The sequence below is a fragment of the Gluconacetobacter tumulicola genome, assembly GCF_014174215.1.
Lineage (GTDB): Bacteria > Pseudomonadota > Alphaproteobacteria > Acetobacterales > Acetobacteraceae > Gluconacetobacter > Gluconacetobacter tumulicola.
Map to the genome: position 1 here is coordinate 211,922 of NZ_JABEQL010000004.1, position 15,398 is coordinate 227,319.

Below are 15,398 nucleotides of genomic sequence, written 5' to 3' on the forward strand. Positions count from 1 at the left end.
CCCGGCGGGGCCGATGCGGCCAGCACCCGCACCGGGGGCGCGGGATGCCGCCGGGCGGAGCCGTTCACGTTCCCGTGATTGACCGGTGGCCGCCTGCGGCGGCATCCTGTCACGAAGCCAGGGAGAAGAATGATGCAGGATATGACGGACCCGGCGGCCGGGGCGTGCGTGGCGCGGGTCGTGGCGCTGCATGTCCATCCCGTCAAGTCATTGGGCGGGATCGCGGTATCGGCCGGCCGGCTGGGGCCGTGCGGGCTGGAGGATGACCGGCGCTGGATGGTCACCGACCCGGATGGCGCTTTCCTGACCCAGCGCCAGCTGGCGCGGATGGCGCTGGTGACGGTGGCGCGCGGCACCGATGGGCTGGTGCTGGCGATGGAAGGCCACGGCGCGCATGCGGTCGCCCTTCCGCCCGTCGACGGCACGCGGCGGATCGTACGGGTGTGGAAGGACAGCGTGCCGGCCGTCGATGCGGGCGATGCGGCGGCCGCCTGGCTCGGTGCCGCGCTGGGCCGCCCCTGCCGGCTGGTCTACCTGCACGATACGGGGGCGCGGCCGGCCGATCCGGCCTTCGCGCCGCCGGGCGCCACCGTGGGGTTCGCCGACGGGTTTGCCGTGCTGCTGGCCAGCCGGGCGTCGCTGGACGCCCTGAACCGCGACCTGCCGTCCCCGGTGCCGATGGACCGTTTCCGGCCCAATCTGGTGCTGGAAGGGGCGGCACCCTGGGCCGAGGATGGCTGGCGCCTGCTGGCGGTGGGCGAGGCGCTGCTGCGGGTCGTCAAGCCCTGCTCGCGCTGCATCATGACGACCATCGACCAGCGGACGGCCGAGAGTCCCGACCCGCGCGAACCGCTGGCGACGCTGGCCCGCACCCGCCGCGCCCGGGGCGGGGTCATGTTCGGCCAGAACGCGGTGGTGGTGCGGCCGGGCCGGGTCGCGATGGGCGATGACGTGCGGGTGCTGAAAGAGGGGCCGTCGAACCTGTTACCGGTCTGAGGGCGGCTTTTTATCTTCCCAGCCGGGGGGCGATCTCGGGCAGCAGGCCGATCAGGTCCGTGACCTCGCGCTTCGACAGGCCGGACGCCTGCAGATCGACCTCCCGCCCGGCCAGCACGTCGCGCAGGGCCCGCAGCGCGGGGCCGGACAGCAGGGCCGCTTCCTGCATGTAGTCGCGGAAGGCCTCGTAGGTCAGCGGTACCCAGCGTTCCACCAGGTTCAGGATCGTGTCGGCATAGGCGCGGATTTCGTACTGCGCGTGGGCATCGGCCCGCAGCCGCAGGAAATGCAGCAGGTTCCACAGGTTGAGCTGCCAGTAGAACTGCGTCATCACATTGACTGGCAGCGTCATGCGCGCCAGCTCGCGCGCCACCACCGGGCGGTCGGGATCGACGACATTCCCTTCCTCGTCCTGGTTCAGCATTTCCAGGTAATGGTCGTAGCAGCGGGTCGCGTCCTCGCGCAGCAGGTCCAGCACGTGCTGGGCGGCATCGGGGGGCAGGCTGTCGCCGCGCCCCTGCTTGTTGCTGGCCGACTGGTGGGCGATGTCCTCGGGCCGGGGGAAATAGAATTCCTTCTCCAGCACCGAATAGCGGGCCGAATATTCGTTGATGCTGGCCGTGCGGTGGCGGAACCACTGGCGGGTCACGAAGATCGGGGCGCGGACGTGGAACTTGGCCACCGCCAGCTCGAACGGGCTGGTGTGCCGGTGGCGCATCAGGTAGCGGATCAGCCCCCGGTCGTCCGAGGTGCTGCGCGTGCCCCGCCCGTACGAGACGCGCGCACCCTGCACGATGGCTTCGTCGCCGCCCATATAATCGACCAGCCGGACGAATCCGGTGCCCAGCACGGGCTGGGGCTCGTACAGCGCCTCTTCGACGGCGGGGACGACCGTGCGGCGCGTCTGGGCCCAGTCGGCGCGGGCCGCGTCGATTTCCGATTTCTGGTCCGTTGAAAACATTGCCGCGCTCCGTCCCTGCCGCTGAGTCCAAGGGGGCGCATACCACGAATCCCCGGCCGCGGACACGGCTTGCGCCCATGATGCGGCATCCTTATATACCGGAGTGCCGGAGGGGCTTGCTCCTTGGCTATGGCGATAAACGGCACGTGGAATAAGTGTAGTGGACCCGGGGGCAGTACCCGGCGTCTCCACCAGAACTCTCCCCGCCATGACCCTTCGGGGCAGGGGAGCATGGGGACGAAACAGGCTCGACACGCATGGTAAAGACCTGCCTTTTGCCCGGCATTGTACCGCCGTCATCGGGCTAACTTACAAGTGCCAACGATAACTCTGAGGTGCTCGCTGTCGCTGCATAAGTGACAAGCGCGGTTCGGGAGGGCACCGGGCAACAGAAGCCCTCCCACTTCGCCGCCAAATCATGCCATTATTCCTGCGGTTGTGATGTCTGACCTGCCGAGGCAGCCCTTGTGCCCTCACGCGGTTTGACGCATGGCTGAAGGCTGTGGCAGGGCGTGGCGCGACCCACACGGCCATCATGGCCCGGCCGACTCCCGATGGGGCGGCCGGACGGTACGGAGTATCCCGCATGTCCGACGATCGCGACGAGGAAAACGGTTTCGACACCACGATTCCCGAAAGCCTCCTGCCCTATGATTCCTGGATCGAGGACGCGTATCGCGGGGTGATGCTGCGCGCGCTGGAACATGTGGGGCGCGAGGGACTGCCCGACGGGCATCATTTCTACATCACCTACCGCACCGACTGGCCGGGCGTGGTGCTGCCCAGCCGGCTGCGCGCCCAGTATCCGCACGAGATCACCATCGTGCTGCAGCACCAGTTCTGGGACCTGAAGGTGGATGAGGACGCGCAGACCATTTCGGTCGGCCTGTCCTTCGGCGGCGTGGGGTCGACCCTGGTCATTCCCGTCGACGCCGTGACCGCCTTCGCCGATCCCCATGTCCGGCTCGCGCTACGCTTTACCCCGCCCGAGCCGGCGGTCGAGGAAGACGAGGCGCCCGCCGCCTCCGAACTGGCGGCCCCGGCGGATGAGGCCGCGGAACCCGCGGAGGAAGCGCCGTCCTCGCCACAAGTGGTCAGCCTGGCCGCCTTCCGCAAGAAGGGTTCCGGTCCGGGCTGAACCGTACACCATCCGGGGGGCCCGGATGCGGCCGGGCTCTCCGTGCATCGCCACCACCCGGAACCAATCCGGGGGAGACAGGCACACAGAGGGAGACTGTCCATTGAACGCCTCATCCACCCCCCCCAAGCCGCCGTTGAAGCCATTCGTCTACGGCCCGCTCTTTCCGCTCCATGACGATGACACGCCCTATCGGCGGCTGGAGATCGAAGGGGTCCACACCACGGTCTGCGACGGCCGCACCGTGCTGCACGTCAAGCCCGAGGCACTGGGCGAACTCGCCGCCCGCGCCTTCCACGACATCGCGCACCTGCTGCGCCCCGGCCACCTGGCCCAGCTTGCCAAGATCCTGAAGGACCCTGAGGCGTCGGACAATGACCGCTTCGTGGCGCTGGACCTGCTGAAGAATGCCAGCATCGCCGCCGGCGGCGTGCTGCCGATGTGCCAGGATACCGGCACCGCCATCATCTACGGCAAGAAGGGCCAGCGCGTCTGGGTGGACGGCAACGAGGAAGAGGCATTCTCGCGCGGCGTCTACGACACCTACACCCGCACCAGCCTGCGCTATTCGCAGATGGCGCCGCTGTCGATGTTCGAGGAAGTGAATACCGGCACCAACCTGCCGGTGCAGTTCCACATCTCGGCCACACCGGGCGACTACCATGCCGAGCAGATGGACCTGATGTTCGTCGCCAAGGGCGGCGGGTCGGCCAACAAGACCTTCCTGTTCCAGGAAACCCGCGCCCTGCTGTCCACCAAGGAAAACCTGCTGAAATGGCTGGACGTCAAGGTGCGCACGCTGGGCACCTCGGCCTGCCCGCCCTACCATCTGGCGGTCGTGATCGGCGGCATGTCGGCCGAACAGACGCTGGAGACGGTCAAGCTGGCCTCGACCAAGTGGCTGGACAGCCTGCCGACCGAAGGCAGCCCGCAGGGCCACGCCTTCCGCGACCTGGAGATGGAGCAGGAGATCCTGAAGCTGACCCAGGGCCTGGGCATCGGCGCGCAGTTCGGCGGCAAATATTTCTGCCATGACGTGCGCGTGGTGCGCCTGCCGCGCCATGGCGCGTCGCTGCCGGTGGGCATCGGCGTGTCCTGCTCGGCCGACCGGCAGATCAAGGCCCGCGTGACCGCCGACGGCTTCTTCCTCGAACAGCTCGAGACCGATCCCGCGCGCTTCCTGCCCGAGACGACCGACGAGCATCTGGGCGGCGAAGAGGTGCAGATCGACCTCAACAAGCCGATGACCGAGATCCGCAAGCAACTGTCGCAGTACCCGGTCAAGACCCGCCTGTCCCTGACCGGCACCGTGGTCGTGGCACGCGACATCGCCCATGCCAAGTTCCGCGAGCGGCTGGAGCGCGGCGAGGGCCTGCCGCAGTACCTGAAGGACCATCCGGTCTATTACGCCGGCCCGGCCAAGACGCCGGACGGGCTGCCGACCGGTTCGTTCGGCCCCACCACCGCCGGGCGCATGGACAGTTATGTCGACATGCTCCAGGCTGCCGGCGGGTCGTTCGTCATGCTGGCGAAGGGCAACCGGTCGAAGGCGGTGCGCGAGGCGTGCCACAAATATGGCGGCTTCTATCTCGGTTCGGTCGGCGGCCCGGCGGCGCGGCTGGCCAAGGACTGCATCCGCAAGGTCGAGGTTCTGGAATATCCGGAACTGGGCATGGAAGCGGTCTGGAAGATCGAGGTCGAGAATTTCCCGGCCTTTATCGTCATCGACGACAAGGGCAATGATTTCTACGAAGGCCTGACGGGCTGAGTCGGGGCGCCGCCCCGCCATCCGTCTACAAGGAGATCCCCGTTCCATGCGCTTTACCGTCGATCGGCTGGACCATGTCGTCATTACCGTCCGTGACCTGGAGGTCTCGGCGTCCTGGTATCAGCGGGTTCTGGGCATGGAGCGGGAGGAATATGGCCGCAACAACCGCACGGCGCTGAAATTCGGCGGCCAGAAGCTCAATCTCCGCCCCCAGGGGGCGGAAGGCTGGGCCTCGGCCACCGATGCGCTGCCCGGCACCAACGATCTCTGCTTCATCACCGCCGTTTCCAGCGCCGACGTGGTCGAGCATCTGGAAGGGTGCGGCGTCCGCGTCACCGACGGGCCGGTCGCCCGCCTGGGGGCGCTGGGCCCCGTCACCTCGGTCTATTGCGAGGACCCGGACGGCAATCTGGTCGAGATCGCATCCTACCAGGGATAGCAGTGTCCGAATCCGCTTCCGTTCCCCCCATTTCATCCGATCCGGCATGCTATCCCCATCCGCATGACCGGCCGCTGGCCGGGGCGCCGAATCCGGGCCGGCCGGTCCATCCCCGCCTGTATGCCTGCGAGTGCGCCGGGACCGTCCTGCTGATGGTCTTCGGCGTCGCCACCAACGTCCTGCTCGGTGCGGCCGGCAGCCCGGTGGGGCGGGTGCTGGCGGCCCACCCCGCCTTGCAGGTGGCGTTGCAGGGGCTGTTCTTCGGCATGGGCGGCACCATCGCGGCCCTCTCTCCCTTCGGCCGGGTCAGCGGCGGGCATGTCAGCCCGTCGGTGACGCTGGCCTTCACCCTGATGGGACGCCTGGCGTGGCGGGACATGCTGGGCTACATGGCCGCCCAGCTGACGGGCGCGGTCCTGGGCACCGGCTTGGTCGCGCTGGTGGGGCTGCTCTGGCCGCGCTGGGCGGTGTGGTCGCGGGTCACTCATTTCGCCGCCACCATCCCCTCGGCGGCGGTGCCGCTCTCCTGGCCCTTCCTGGGCGAGGTCTGCACCACCGCGCTGCTGATCGGGACCCTGCTGTTCACCGGCGGGACCGCCGGCCTGCGCTGGGTGACGCCGCTGGTGGCCGGCCCGCTCTTCTTCATGCTCAATCCGTTCGAGGCCTGGCTGTCGGGCGACAGCACCAACCTGGCCCGCAGCCTGGGGCCGGCACTGTTCTCCGGCCAGTGGCGCAGTTTCTGGATCTATGGCGTGGCCCCGTTCACGGGTGCGGCGGTGACGGTGGCGCTGGCGCGGCTGGGCGTCCTGGGCGCGATCGAACTGCACGAGGCGCGGGTGGCCCATTTCGGCCACCATGGGCGCGCGCCCTATCTGCTACCGTGGCGGCGGCGGTCCCTCACGGAATAACGTCACCCGGCCGGAGCCGCTTTCGCCGTCCTTCCGGATCGTCACAGGGCAGAGGGGAGGGGGATGGATCATCCGCCGCGCGCAACGAAAGCCTCGACGCCGTTCTGGACCCAGTCGCCGGATGCCATATTTGCCGCGGTCGCATCCGGCGCGCAGGGGCTGACGGGCAGCGAGGCAGCGGCCCGTCTGGCCAGTATCGGCCCGAACACCGACCGGCCCATCCGCAGGCTCTCGCCCGTCATCGCGATCGGCCGGCGGTTTCTGGAGCCGCTGATCCTGCTGCTGCTGTTCGCCGCCGGGGTGTCGGCGGGCATGGGCGACGTGACCAGCGCCTGCATCATCGCCGCCATCATCATCGGCTCCATCGCGCTGGACGCGATCCAGGAAGGCCGTGCGGCCCGGGCGGCCGAGGCGCTCAGGCAATCGGTGGCGCTGACGGCGGAAGTCAGGCGCGATGGAAAATTCGTCAGCATCCCCACCGCCGAGGTCGTTCCGGGCGATGTCTTTCGCGTGCGGACCGGCGATGTCATTCCGGCCGATGCCCTGGTCCTGGAGGTCGCCAGCTTTACCGCCAATGAGGCGGCGCTGACCGGCGAGCCCTACCCGGTGGAAAAGCACCCCGGTCCCATTCTCTCCCGCTCGCCCGCCGACGCGGCGAACGCGCTGTTCCGCGGGGCGATCGCGCAGACGGGCGAGGCGACCGCCCTGGCGGTGGCCACCGGGCGCAAGACCCTGTTCGGCGCGGTCGCGTCCGTGCTGGCCGAGGACACCGCACCTTCGCCGTTCCAGCGCGATCTGCGCGCCCTCGGCCTGGTCGTCGCGCGCGCGGCCGGCGTCCTGTCCGTGGCGGTGCTGGTGATCAACCTGCTGTTCGGGCGGCCCCTGATCGAATCCCTGATGTTCGCGGTGGCGCTGGCGGTGGGACTGACGCCCGAACTGCTGCCGATGATCACCACCGTCACCCTCTCGCGCGGCGCCGTGCGGATGGCCCGGCGCCGGGTGATCGTCAAGCGGCTGACCGCGATCCACGATCTCGGCGCCATGACGGTTCTCTGCACCGACAAGACGGGCACCCTGACCTCGGCCGAGATCGTTCTGGCCGGCAGCCTCAATGCCAGCGGCGAGGACGATCCGCATATCGCAACGCTGGCCGGCCGGTGCGCCGAGCTTGCGGGCGATCGCGGCGCCATGGATGGCGCGCTCGCCACCGCCGCGCCACGAGCCGCCGAGGGCTGGACCGCGCAAGGCCGGATCGGGTTCAATTACGAGCGGCGGCGTGGCTCCGTGCTGGCGGCGCGGCCCGGGGAGTGCGTGCTGATCTGCAAGGGCGCGCCGGAAGCGATCCTGGCGGTCTGCGATCGGCGACGGGCGGGCACGGACGCACCCGCCCTCGACGACGCGGCGCGTGACGCGATCACGGCCCGGCTGAACGGCCTTGCCGCCCAGGGTCTCCGTGCCATCGCGGTCGCCACCAAACCCTGCGCCACGCCCGCCAATGCGCTGGCGCCCGGTGATGAGGCGGATCTGATCTTCGAGGGGTTCTGCACCTTCGCCGACCCCCCGAAGGAGAGTGCCGCCGCTGCCCTGAAACGATTGGCGGCGGCCGGCGTGCGCGTGAACGTGCTGTCGGGAGACGACCCGCTGGTGGTCGCGCGGATCGCGGGGCTGGTCGGATTGAACGCAGACGCCGTCCTGGCCGGCCCGGAACTGGAGATGCTGAGCGACGAGGCCCTGGCCGCGCGGGTCCAGGGGGTCGCGCTTTACGGTCGCCTGACCCCCGACCAGAAGGTGCGCGTGGTCCGTGCCCTGCAGGCCAGGGGCGAGACTGTCGGTTTCCTCGGCGACGGCGTCAACGACGCGCCGGGCATCCGCACGGCCGATGTCGGGCTTTCCGTCGATGGCGCGACCGGCGTCGCGCGGGCGGCGGCCGACATGATCCTGCTGGCCCCGGACCTGAATGTGGTGGCTGATGGTGTGGCCGAGGGGCGGCGCACATTCGCGAACATCCTCAAATATGTCCGCATGGGGTCCAGCTCCAATTTCGGCAACATGCTCTCGATGGCCATGGCGTCGCTGTTCCTGCCCTTCCTGCCCCTGCTGGCGACGCAGATCCTGCTCAACAACCTCCTCTACGACCTGTCAGAAATCGGTATCCCGTTCGATACCGTCGATCCGTCCGATCTCGGCCACCCGCAACGCTGGAGCATGCGCGGGATCGTCCGCTATGCCGGGATCATGGGGCCGCTCTCCTCGGTCTTCGACGGGATTACCTTTGTCGTGCTGCTCTATGGTTTCCACGTCGCGGCGCCGGAATTCCGCACCGCCTGGTTCGAGGAATCCATCGCGACACAGATCCTCGTGGTCTTTCTGATCCGCACACGCGGCCTGCCCTGGCGCACCCCACCCGATCCGTGGCTCCTGGTCTCCGCCCTGTGCGCCCTGAGTGTGGCCCTGGTCCTGCCTTTCACGATCGCGGGGCGCTGGCTCGCTTTCGCCGTGCCTGGTGCCGCCGTGCTGTTGGCGATGGGCGGGATCACGGCGGGTTATCTGGTCGCGGCCCAACTTGTGAAGCGTATGGCGGCGGGGAAGAACTAGGCGGGGATCGGTTTCTGTTCTTTTTTGAAAAAAGAACCAAAAAACTTTGATTCGTTCAGGAATTTTTTGCTGGGGCGCGCGATGTCCCTGAACGAATCAAAAGTCTTTTTGCTTCTTTTTCTTCAGAAAAAGAAGAGATCTTTCTTCACCGCAGCCGACGCGCCAGCCTGTTGCCGACAGCCTGCATCAAAGTCACCAGCGCAATCAGCACCGCGACGACCGAAAGCATGATCGTCGTATTGAAGCGCTGGTACCCATAGCGGATCGCCAGGTCGCCCAGCCCCCCGGCGCCGATCACGCCCGCCATGGCCGAGGCCCCGACCAGCGTGACGAGCGTGACCGTAAGGCCGGAGATCAGGCCGGGCAGCGCCTCGGGCAGCAGGACGAAGCGGATGACCATCCAGCGCGTGCCGCCCATCGCGCGCACGGCATCGACCAGATTGCGATCGACCTCGCGCAGCGACACTTCCGCGATGCGCGCGAAATAGGGCACGGCGGCGATCGAGAGTGGCACGATGGCCGCCCCGGTGCCCAGCGCGGTGCCCGCGACCAGCCGTGTGACGGGGATCAGTAGCACCAGCAGAATCATGAACGGCACCGCCCGCGCGGCGTCGACCACCAGCCCCAGCACGCGGGAGAATGCCGGCAGGGGCAGAATGCCGCCCGGCGCGGTCGCAATCAGCAGGATGGCCAGCGGCAGCCCGCCGATCACCGCGATCAGGCCGGACGCCAGCACCATTTCCATGGTCTCGACCGTGGCGTGCAAGATCAGATCAAGAATCAGCCGGGACATAGCCCAGTACCTCCATCGACGGGCTGGCCTGAAGCAGAAAGCCCATGGCCCCGTCATCATGTCCCGACAGGCGCACGACGCATTCCGCCTGCATGTGCGTGCGGCCTTCGGCCATGCCGGCCTGCAGGATCGTGGCGTCGATCCCGTGGCGGCGGGCCAGGATCGACAGCACGGGCGTGCCGGTCGCCCCAGTATCGAGCGTCAGGCGCACCACGGGGGCGCCCCCGGCAAAGGGGTCCGGGCGCAGCCGGGCCAGCAGGGCGTCGGGCAGGCGCGCGGCTTCGCCATGCAGGAAGGCCCGCGTGACATCGTGCCGCGCCCCGCCGCGCAGGACCTGCGCGGTCTCCGCGTCCTCCACCACGCGGCCATGGTCCATGACCAGAATCCGCTGTGCGATGCGGCGGATCACATCCATTTCGTGCGTGATCAGGATGATCGTCAGCCCCAGCCGCCGGTTGATGTCGCGCAGCAGGTCGAGGATGGAGAGCGTGGTTTCCGGGTCCAGCGCCGATGTCGCCTCGTCGCACAGCAGCAGCGCCGGATGCGCCGCCAGCGCCCGCGCGATGCCCACGCGCTGCTTCTGGCCGCCCGACAACTGGCCGGGGCGTTTGTCGGCATGGCCCGTCAGCCCCACCAGCTCCAGCAATTCGTCGGCGCGCGCCCGGCGCTTGTCGCGCGGCATGCCGGCAATCTGCAGCGGCAGTTCGATATTGGCGGCGACGGTGCGGGAATTCAGCAGGTTGAAATGCTGGAACACCAGCCCGATCCGCCGCCGCACCTGCACCAGCTCGCGCTCGGGCAGGGTCGTGATGTCGCGGTCTTCGATCAGGATGCGCCCGCTATCGGGCCGTTCCAGCCCGTTCAGGCAGCGCAGCAGCGTGGTCTTGCCCGCGCCCGACCGACCGATAATGCCCAGGATCTCGCCGGGCCGTACCTGAAACGAGACATCGTCCAGTGCCGTCTGGCCGCCGAAGCGGCGGCAGGCATGTTCGACCCGCAGAAGGCTCGTCACCATGCCGGGACGATCGCGTTGTGATAGATGTCCAGAATGGCCTGCCGCACGTCCGGCTGATGGACGGCGTTCATCAGCGGCGCGATCCACGGCGCCTTGGCGTCTTCCGCATTGACCGCGACGAAATTGACATACGGGTTATTGGCCAGCGTTTCCTGCCCGATCCGCTGCTTGTCGACCTGGATGCCCGATTTGAACGCCCAGTTTGTATTGACGACAGCGGCATCCAGGTCGGGCAGGGTGCGGCCGACGATCCCGGCATCCAGTTCCTTGACCGAAAGGTCGCGCGGATTGTCGGTGATATCCAGCGCGGTCGGCAGCAGGCCGGCCGAGGGTGCCAGCTTGATCAGCCCCAGCACCTCCAGCAGGCGCAGGGCGCGGCCCTCGTTGCTCGGGTCGTTCGGCACGCCGATCACGGCGCCCTTCGGCAGCGCCGCCACCGACGGCCAGCGGGTGGAATACAGCCCGATCGGCGAGAAATAGGTATTGCCCACCGGCACGATGCCATAGCCGTGCGCGGCCTTCTGGGCCTCCAGGAACGGACCATGCTGAAAGGCGTTGGCGTCCAGCTCATGCTCCGCCAGGGCCTCGTCAGGCGCGTTATAGTCCGAAAAGGTCACGATCTTCAGCGTCAGGCCGGCCTGCGCGGCATGGGTGGCGATCAGGCGCCAGATATCCTCGTCCTCGCCGGACATGATGCCGATGCGCAGGGTCTTCTGCCCGGCGGCACGGGCAACCCGCAGCAGCGGCGCCATCGCCAGCAGGCCCAGAAAGGCCCGGCGGGGCTGGGATAAAAGAGAAGTCATTGAGGGGCCCCGATCAGGAGAAGAAATATACGCATTCCGTGCGTTGTATATGGTCGGGTGTCCCCCGATCAAGACAGGGATGTGCATGAAGAAGCAGGAGGGCACTCCTGCCTGTATTTCGCTCGCACGCCGTCAGGGATGAAAATATCCGGCAAAAGAATTATTTATATACAATATCTTGATCGAACAATGCGCGACGGAAGAAAGCGGATGGACGCTATGGAAGCGATTGTCGCGTGCGATATTTATATCACGATCTCAATATGAAAAATTCCCTTCCGATGGGTGGTGGCCCTGCGTCCGCGCACGTTCAGGCGAGCCGCCGGCCCGGCCGGTGCGGTTGGCCTTGCGGGTCACGGGGAATGGGCGTCTTCTCATGTGGCGAAAAACCAGGCAGCGGGGCAGATTCCCCCGCGTGACGAAGGAGGCAGGACATGTCCGATCTCGTGGTTCTTGGCTTCGATACGCTCGACGGCGCCACCCGCGCCCGCGAGGAAATATGGAAACTCGAAAACGCGTATCTCGTTGATGTTGATGACGCGGTTGTCGTGCGCCGTACCGATGACGGTCGGCTGCATCTCGACCAGTCGGTTCATACGGTGGCGCTCGGTGCGCTGGACGGATTCTGGAGTGGGATGCTGCTCGGAACATTGGTGGGGCTGGTCTTCATGAACCCGCTGGCCGGTTTCGCCGTCGGGGCGCTGACGGGAGGGGTCGCGGGCGCCGGCGGGGGCGCGCTCTTCGATTATGGAATCAACGACCATTTCATCAGGGAAGTGGGCGCCAATCTGAAACCGGGGACATCGGAACTGTTCGTCCTGGTGCGGAAGGTCGAGCCGGGAAAGGTCGTGGACCATCTGCGCGCGCTCGAAGGCAATCCCCACATCGTCCAGACGTCCCTGTCGCCCGAGGCGGAGCAGAAGCTGCGCCAGGCGTTCCTGGCCGGCTCCGGCTGACAGGGCGGGCGCCACATCACCGAGCAGAAAACGGGAGAGAGATCGTGGCCAATATTTCTGATCAGGTCGAAAAGCTCCGGGCCGATCTTCATACCCTCGGGGAAGATCTTCGGGAGACGGACAAGGCCCTGCGGACCGAATTCAAATCCTGGGGCCTGCGGAGCGGGGCGACCGCCCTGCGCCAGACCGCCAAACAGTTGCAGGAACTTGGCGATACCGCGGTTGGCCAGGTGAACGAGCTGAACACGAAGGTTCTGGAAAAGGTCGGCAATTCGAAAGAGCGCGCGGAGCAGGCCGCGACATTGCTCGGCCAGGTCGCCGACCGCGCGCAGGGCGCGCTGGCGAAGCTGGAAAGCGGGCAGGTGCCCGCGCGTTCGATTGGGAATATGAGTCCGCTGGTCCGTACCGTGGCGGCCATCGCCGTCGTGGCAACCGGCGTGGTGATTCTGAAGAAACTCTGCCGCAAGTCGTAAACGATATGACGAAGGGCCGCCCCGGAGTGTCCCGGGCGGCTCTTGCGTCACGATGCCGATGATGGTTCCGACCGTCTATGTCGTGTTCTCGCCTGCCGGCAGATCCTTGTCGAAGAGCGTGCGTGCAATGGCCCCCGAGCAATCGAGACGCACCTGATCGGTGATCTCCACGATATGGCTCGTGGGCAGGTAATGCGTATCCCCGTCCGCCAGCGTGGTGTCCTGGAGAAGGAGCCGCGTTGCGCCTTCCACGGCACGGATTCTGCCGACCGGCTGGCCGTCTGAACCGACGACATGCATGCCGACATGAATATCGGATAGCGCGATCATGGGATTCTGCTCCTTGTTTCGCCGCCCCGGCAAAACAACGGCCCGGCCTCCGGAAGGATGCCCTGTGATCTTTTTTAAATGCATGTTCGATGGAATTCCGCCTCGAACGCACACCGTGCGGGTCGAGGCCCGAAACCAGGATTTTGATTTGAAGGTATTTTTATGGAAATGGTGCCCAAGACCGGAATCGAACCAGTGACACTGCGATTTTCAACTGCGCGAGTATGGAAACGTAAGTCGCGGGATCGGTGTATATCGCGGCTAGATTGGATATAACCTCCTGAAATGCCTGTGGTGCGTTGCTTATGCTCATATGGTCTCCGGCTTGTTGATAAAGTTCTTCGATGTTCTCCTGTTGGTAATCATCGACACGTTGTCGTTCATGGAATCTTCTCGGAAGATCGCGTGAGTCGAATAGAGAAGATAAGATTCCCAATAATCCATCTCGGTCTTATTCGCGCATAGATAGACGACTTGTCGTTCTACCTCTTGCTCTCGGCCGCCAATGTGTTGGAGCCATCGCTTGCCTGAACCGAAATAGTCCTGATATTTCGTCGGCTTGCCTTTTGGGCTCTTGATGGTCTTCTTGCCAATATACCAGAAGCCATCGAGGGACATTCGATAAACGATTCCCCGTATGGCTTCTGTTGGCTCAAATGGTTCATTGTCATATATCCAGTTCATTCCGTATTTACTGGATATAGCTCTTGGAGCGGTCTAAATGGCCATTCTAAGTATAAATCTTATTTGATTCAGACTTTCTTTTGGTTGGGGGTGACAAATGTTACAAACCACTGCAATGCCAATACAGAGGCAAAAAATCCTAAAAATATAGGAAGGTTATTTTGCTGATATATAGCAAGGCGCGCATTCGGACCGAATGGAACGCACGATGTTAAAAAATATACAGATTGACACCAAAAGAAGGATAATAACGTCTGTAAGTTCGTTCTAATCTCTTCTTTGGAGAGAGACCGTAGCGCGGAATCTTTTTCAGATATTAACGTAAAGGCACCAGTTATAATCAAAACAGCAACGAAAATAGCTCCTGATCTCATATAAATTCCGTCAGGAGTTCCTATTATTTTTTCTATTGTACCAGCATAGAACATGTTAAATGAGTTCAATATAGAAACGGATGCTCCTATAAATCCCCATAAGGCAAGCTTATACAGAGTCTTATACCACTTGGTGTCCAGATTCGAGAGCCGTGAATTCATAGTCATTCTCATTGGTGAAGTTTCGAAAGAAAGAATGACATGTTGTTTTGTATTTTCAATAGGAAAAATCTAGAACTCGACTGAAAATAAATACCGGTTATTCGATTTATCGGATTAATGTTATTTTTTATCCCGAAGAGCTTGCGCCCATTGACGGCAAAACACCATGAGATCTGTCGCCGCCTCATTAAGCGCGACCGTCGATTGCTTCACCTTGATATCCCAGAGGCTGTGATCGAGTGGCGTGGGCTTCTTGATATCGTCTTCATCAATGGAAGGCATTTCCAAGACTTCACGAACCTGTTGTGCTGAAATGGTGCCGCATTCCAAGCCAACGGCGATTGCTTCGAGCTCGTGTGGCTGAATAGGTTCTGGATCGGGAAAAGATATTGTTTCTGGTTTATCGTCCAGAGCATGACTAACCATGACCGCGAGTTCGACCGGCATGTTATATAGTCGTATAGCCTTGTTTTTCCTGCTGTTGTATCGGATGCCTTTGGCTTCTGATGGTGTGACATACATCTGTCCACGATCTATGCGGTTGTCGATGTTCCTCTTGAGGTCAGACCAACGCTTGAAGCCAATATCATTGGTGGCTGTCTCGATCATAAGATCAAGGTATTCGTCTAGGTTTGGATTTAAGTTTGTCATTGTTTTCTCTCTCTCACACTTAAATGACTTTTGTTTGCGGAAACATTGTCCGTATTTCTATTTATTAATAAGAGAAAAAATCAGCCGATTTACGTTAAATATTGGAGCATTTGATTAGGAGAAAGAATGGCCAAACAAGTTTATGATGCGAAGTGGAGAAAGTTGTCAGAGACGATCCGACATATGACGCCTTACTGTGAAGACTGTCGTGCCGAAGGCGTTATCACGACCGCCGAGGATAGGGACTGTCAGGAATTTCGTGTGCGAGGCGTTGTTCACGTTGTTGATCAGACGGTGGCGCGTGCGAAGCGTTCACCGAAGAGAATGGCGAACTGGGCCTTTGCCATGGACC

The 15,398-nt window shown here is 64.0% G+C and carries 17 protein-coding genes and 1 other RNA gene; 10 read left to right on the forward strand and 8 right to left on the reverse strand.

The genetic code is table 11. The features are described from left to right. Window positions 1-129: 129 nt before the first annotated feature. Window positions 130-996: an MOSC domain-containing protein gene (locus HLH29_RS04745; protein ID WP_246373789.1), complete on the forward strand. Its 867-nt coding sequence runs from the start codon at window positions 130-132 to the stop codon at window positions 994-996. Window positions 997-1,006: 10 nt separating this feature from the next. On the opposite strand, the gene thyX is transcribed toward HLH29_RS04745, so the two are convergent. After that, the gene (gene thyX / locus HLH29_RS04750) at window positions 1,007-1,957 is read right to left on the reverse strand and encodes an FAD-dependent thymidylate synthase (protein ID WP_182964851.1); all 951 of its coding nucleotides are present in this window, start codon (window positions 1,955-1,957) and stop codon (window positions 1,007-1,009) included. Window positions 1,958-2,022: 65 nt separating this feature from the next. Between thyX and ssrA the strand changes: the two genes are divergently transcribed. The 6 genes from ssrA (at window position 2,023) to mgtA (ending at window position 8,805) form a co-directional block, all read left to right on the forward strand. Continuing rightward, window positions 2,023-2,362, forward strand: a transfer-messenger RNA (tmRNA) gene (gene ssrA, locus HLH29_RS04755). 181 nt (window positions 2,363-2,543) lie between these two features. Further along, window positions 2,544-3,095: an SspB family protein gene (locus HLH29_RS04760; RefSeq protein WP_182964852.1), complete on the forward strand. Its 552-nt coding sequence runs from the start codon at window positions 2,544-2,546 to the stop codon at window positions 3,093-3,095. Window positions 3,096-3,198: 103 nt separating this feature from the next. Beyond that, entirely contained in the window at window positions 3,199-4,863 is a 1,665-nt protein-coding gene (locus tag HLH29_RS04765) for a fumarate hydratase (protein ID WP_246373791.1), read from the forward strand. 46 nt (window positions 4,864-4,909) lie between these two features. Next, the gene (locus HLH29_RS04770) at window positions 4,910-5,302 is read left to right on the forward strand and encodes a VOC family protein (RefSeq protein ID WP_182964853.1); all 393 of its coding nucleotides are present in this window, start codon (window positions 4,910-4,912) and stop codon (window positions 5,300-5,302) included. 2 nt (window positions 5,303-5,304) lie between these two features. After that, entirely contained in the window at window positions 5,305-6,210 is a 906-nt protein-coding gene (locus tag HLH29_RS04775; protein WP_338030177.1) for an MIP/aquaporin family protein, read from the forward strand. Window positions 6,211-6,273: 63 nt separating this feature from the next. Beyond that, on the forward strand, window positions 6,274-8,805 hold the full coding sequence (gene mgtA / locus HLH29_RS04780; RefSeq protein ID WP_182964854.1) for a magnesium-translocating P-type ATPase: 2,532 nt from the start codon (window positions 6,274-6,276) through the stop codon (window positions 8,803-8,805). A gap of 145 nt (window positions 8,806-8,950) precedes the next feature. Here mgtA and HLH29_RS04785 read toward each other — a convergent pair whose 3' ends face one another. From HLH29_RS04785 to HLH29_RS04795, 3 genes are read right to left on the reverse strand one after another with little or no spacing between them, the layout of a single operon-like run. Beyond that, a complete protein-coding gene (locus tag HLH29_RS04785) occupies window positions 8,951-9,598 on the reverse strand; it encodes a methionine ABC transporter permease (protein WP_182964855.1) in 648 nt (215 codons plus the stop codon). Continuing rightward, complete coding sequence (locus HLH29_RS04790; protein ID WP_182964856.1) at window positions 9,579-10,613, reverse strand: methionine ABC transporter ATP-binding protein; 1,035 nt, start codon at window positions 10,611-10,613, stop codon at window positions 9,579-9,581. Before HLH29_RS04790 ends, HLH29_RS04785 begins: the two co-directional genes overlap by 20 nt. Then, window positions 10,607-11,416 (reverse strand): MetQ/NlpA family ABC transporter substrate-binding protein, encoded by an 810-nt coding sequence (locus tag HLH29_RS04795; RefSeq protein ID WP_182964857.1) that lies wholly within the window; start codon window positions 11,414-11,416, stop codon window positions 10,607-10,609. The genes HLH29_RS04790 and HLH29_RS04795 overlap by 7 nt, the downstream gene beginning before the upstream one ends. Window positions 11,417-11,850: 434 nt before the next feature. Between HLH29_RS04795 and HLH29_RS04800 the strand changes: the two genes are divergently transcribed. Beyond that, entirely contained in the window at window positions 11,851-12,372 is a 522-nt protein-coding gene (locus HLH29_RS04800; RefSeq protein ID WP_182964858.1) for a DUF1269 domain-containing protein, read from the forward strand. 44 nt (window positions 12,373-12,416) lie between these two features. Then, window positions 12,417-12,845 carry a hypothetical protein gene (locus tag HLH29_RS04805; protein WP_182964859.1) on the forward strand — a complete coding sequence of 143 codons (429 nt, stop codon included), beginning with the start codon at window positions 12,417-12,419 and terminating at the stop codon, window positions 12,843-12,845. Window positions 12,846-12,920: 75 nt separating this feature from the next. Here the strand turns inward: HLH29_RS04805 and HLH29_RS04810 are convergent, their stop codons facing one another. From HLH29_RS04810 to HLH29_RS04825, 4 genes are all read right to left on the reverse strand, one after another. Next, window positions 12,921-13,175: a DUF2171 domain-containing protein gene (locus HLH29_RS04810; protein WP_182964860.1), complete on the reverse strand. Its 255-nt coding sequence runs from the start codon at window positions 13,173-13,175 to the stop codon at window positions 12,921-12,923. A gap of 309 nt (window positions 13,176-13,484) precedes the next feature. Beyond that, the gene (locus HLH29_RS04815) at window positions 13,485-13,859 is read right to left on the reverse strand and encodes a GIY-YIG nuclease family protein (RefSeq protein WP_220791369.1); all 375 of its coding nucleotides are present in this window, start codon (window positions 13,857-13,859) and stop codon (window positions 13,485-13,487) included. Between the two features lie 68 nt (window positions 13,860-13,927). Further along, window positions 13,928-14,395 (reverse strand): hypothetical protein, encoded by a 468-nt coding sequence (locus HLH29_RS04820; RefSeq protein WP_182964862.1) that lies wholly within the window; start codon window positions 14,393-14,395, stop codon window positions 13,928-13,930. Window positions 14,396-14,515: 120 nt separating this feature from the next. Continuing rightward, the gene (locus HLH29_RS04825; protein WP_220791370.1) at window positions 14,516-15,004 is read right to left on the reverse strand and encodes a hypothetical protein; all 489 of its coding nucleotides are present in this window, start codon (window positions 15,002-15,004) and stop codon (window positions 14,516-14,518) included. Window positions 15,005-15,172: 168 nt separating this feature from the next. On the opposite strand from HLH29_RS04825, the gene HLH29_RS19405 reads away from it, so the two are divergent. Then, on the forward strand, window positions 15,173-15,398 hold a 226-nt coding region (locus HLH29_RS19405; protein ID WP_220791371.1), incomplete at its 3' end, for a hypothetical protein.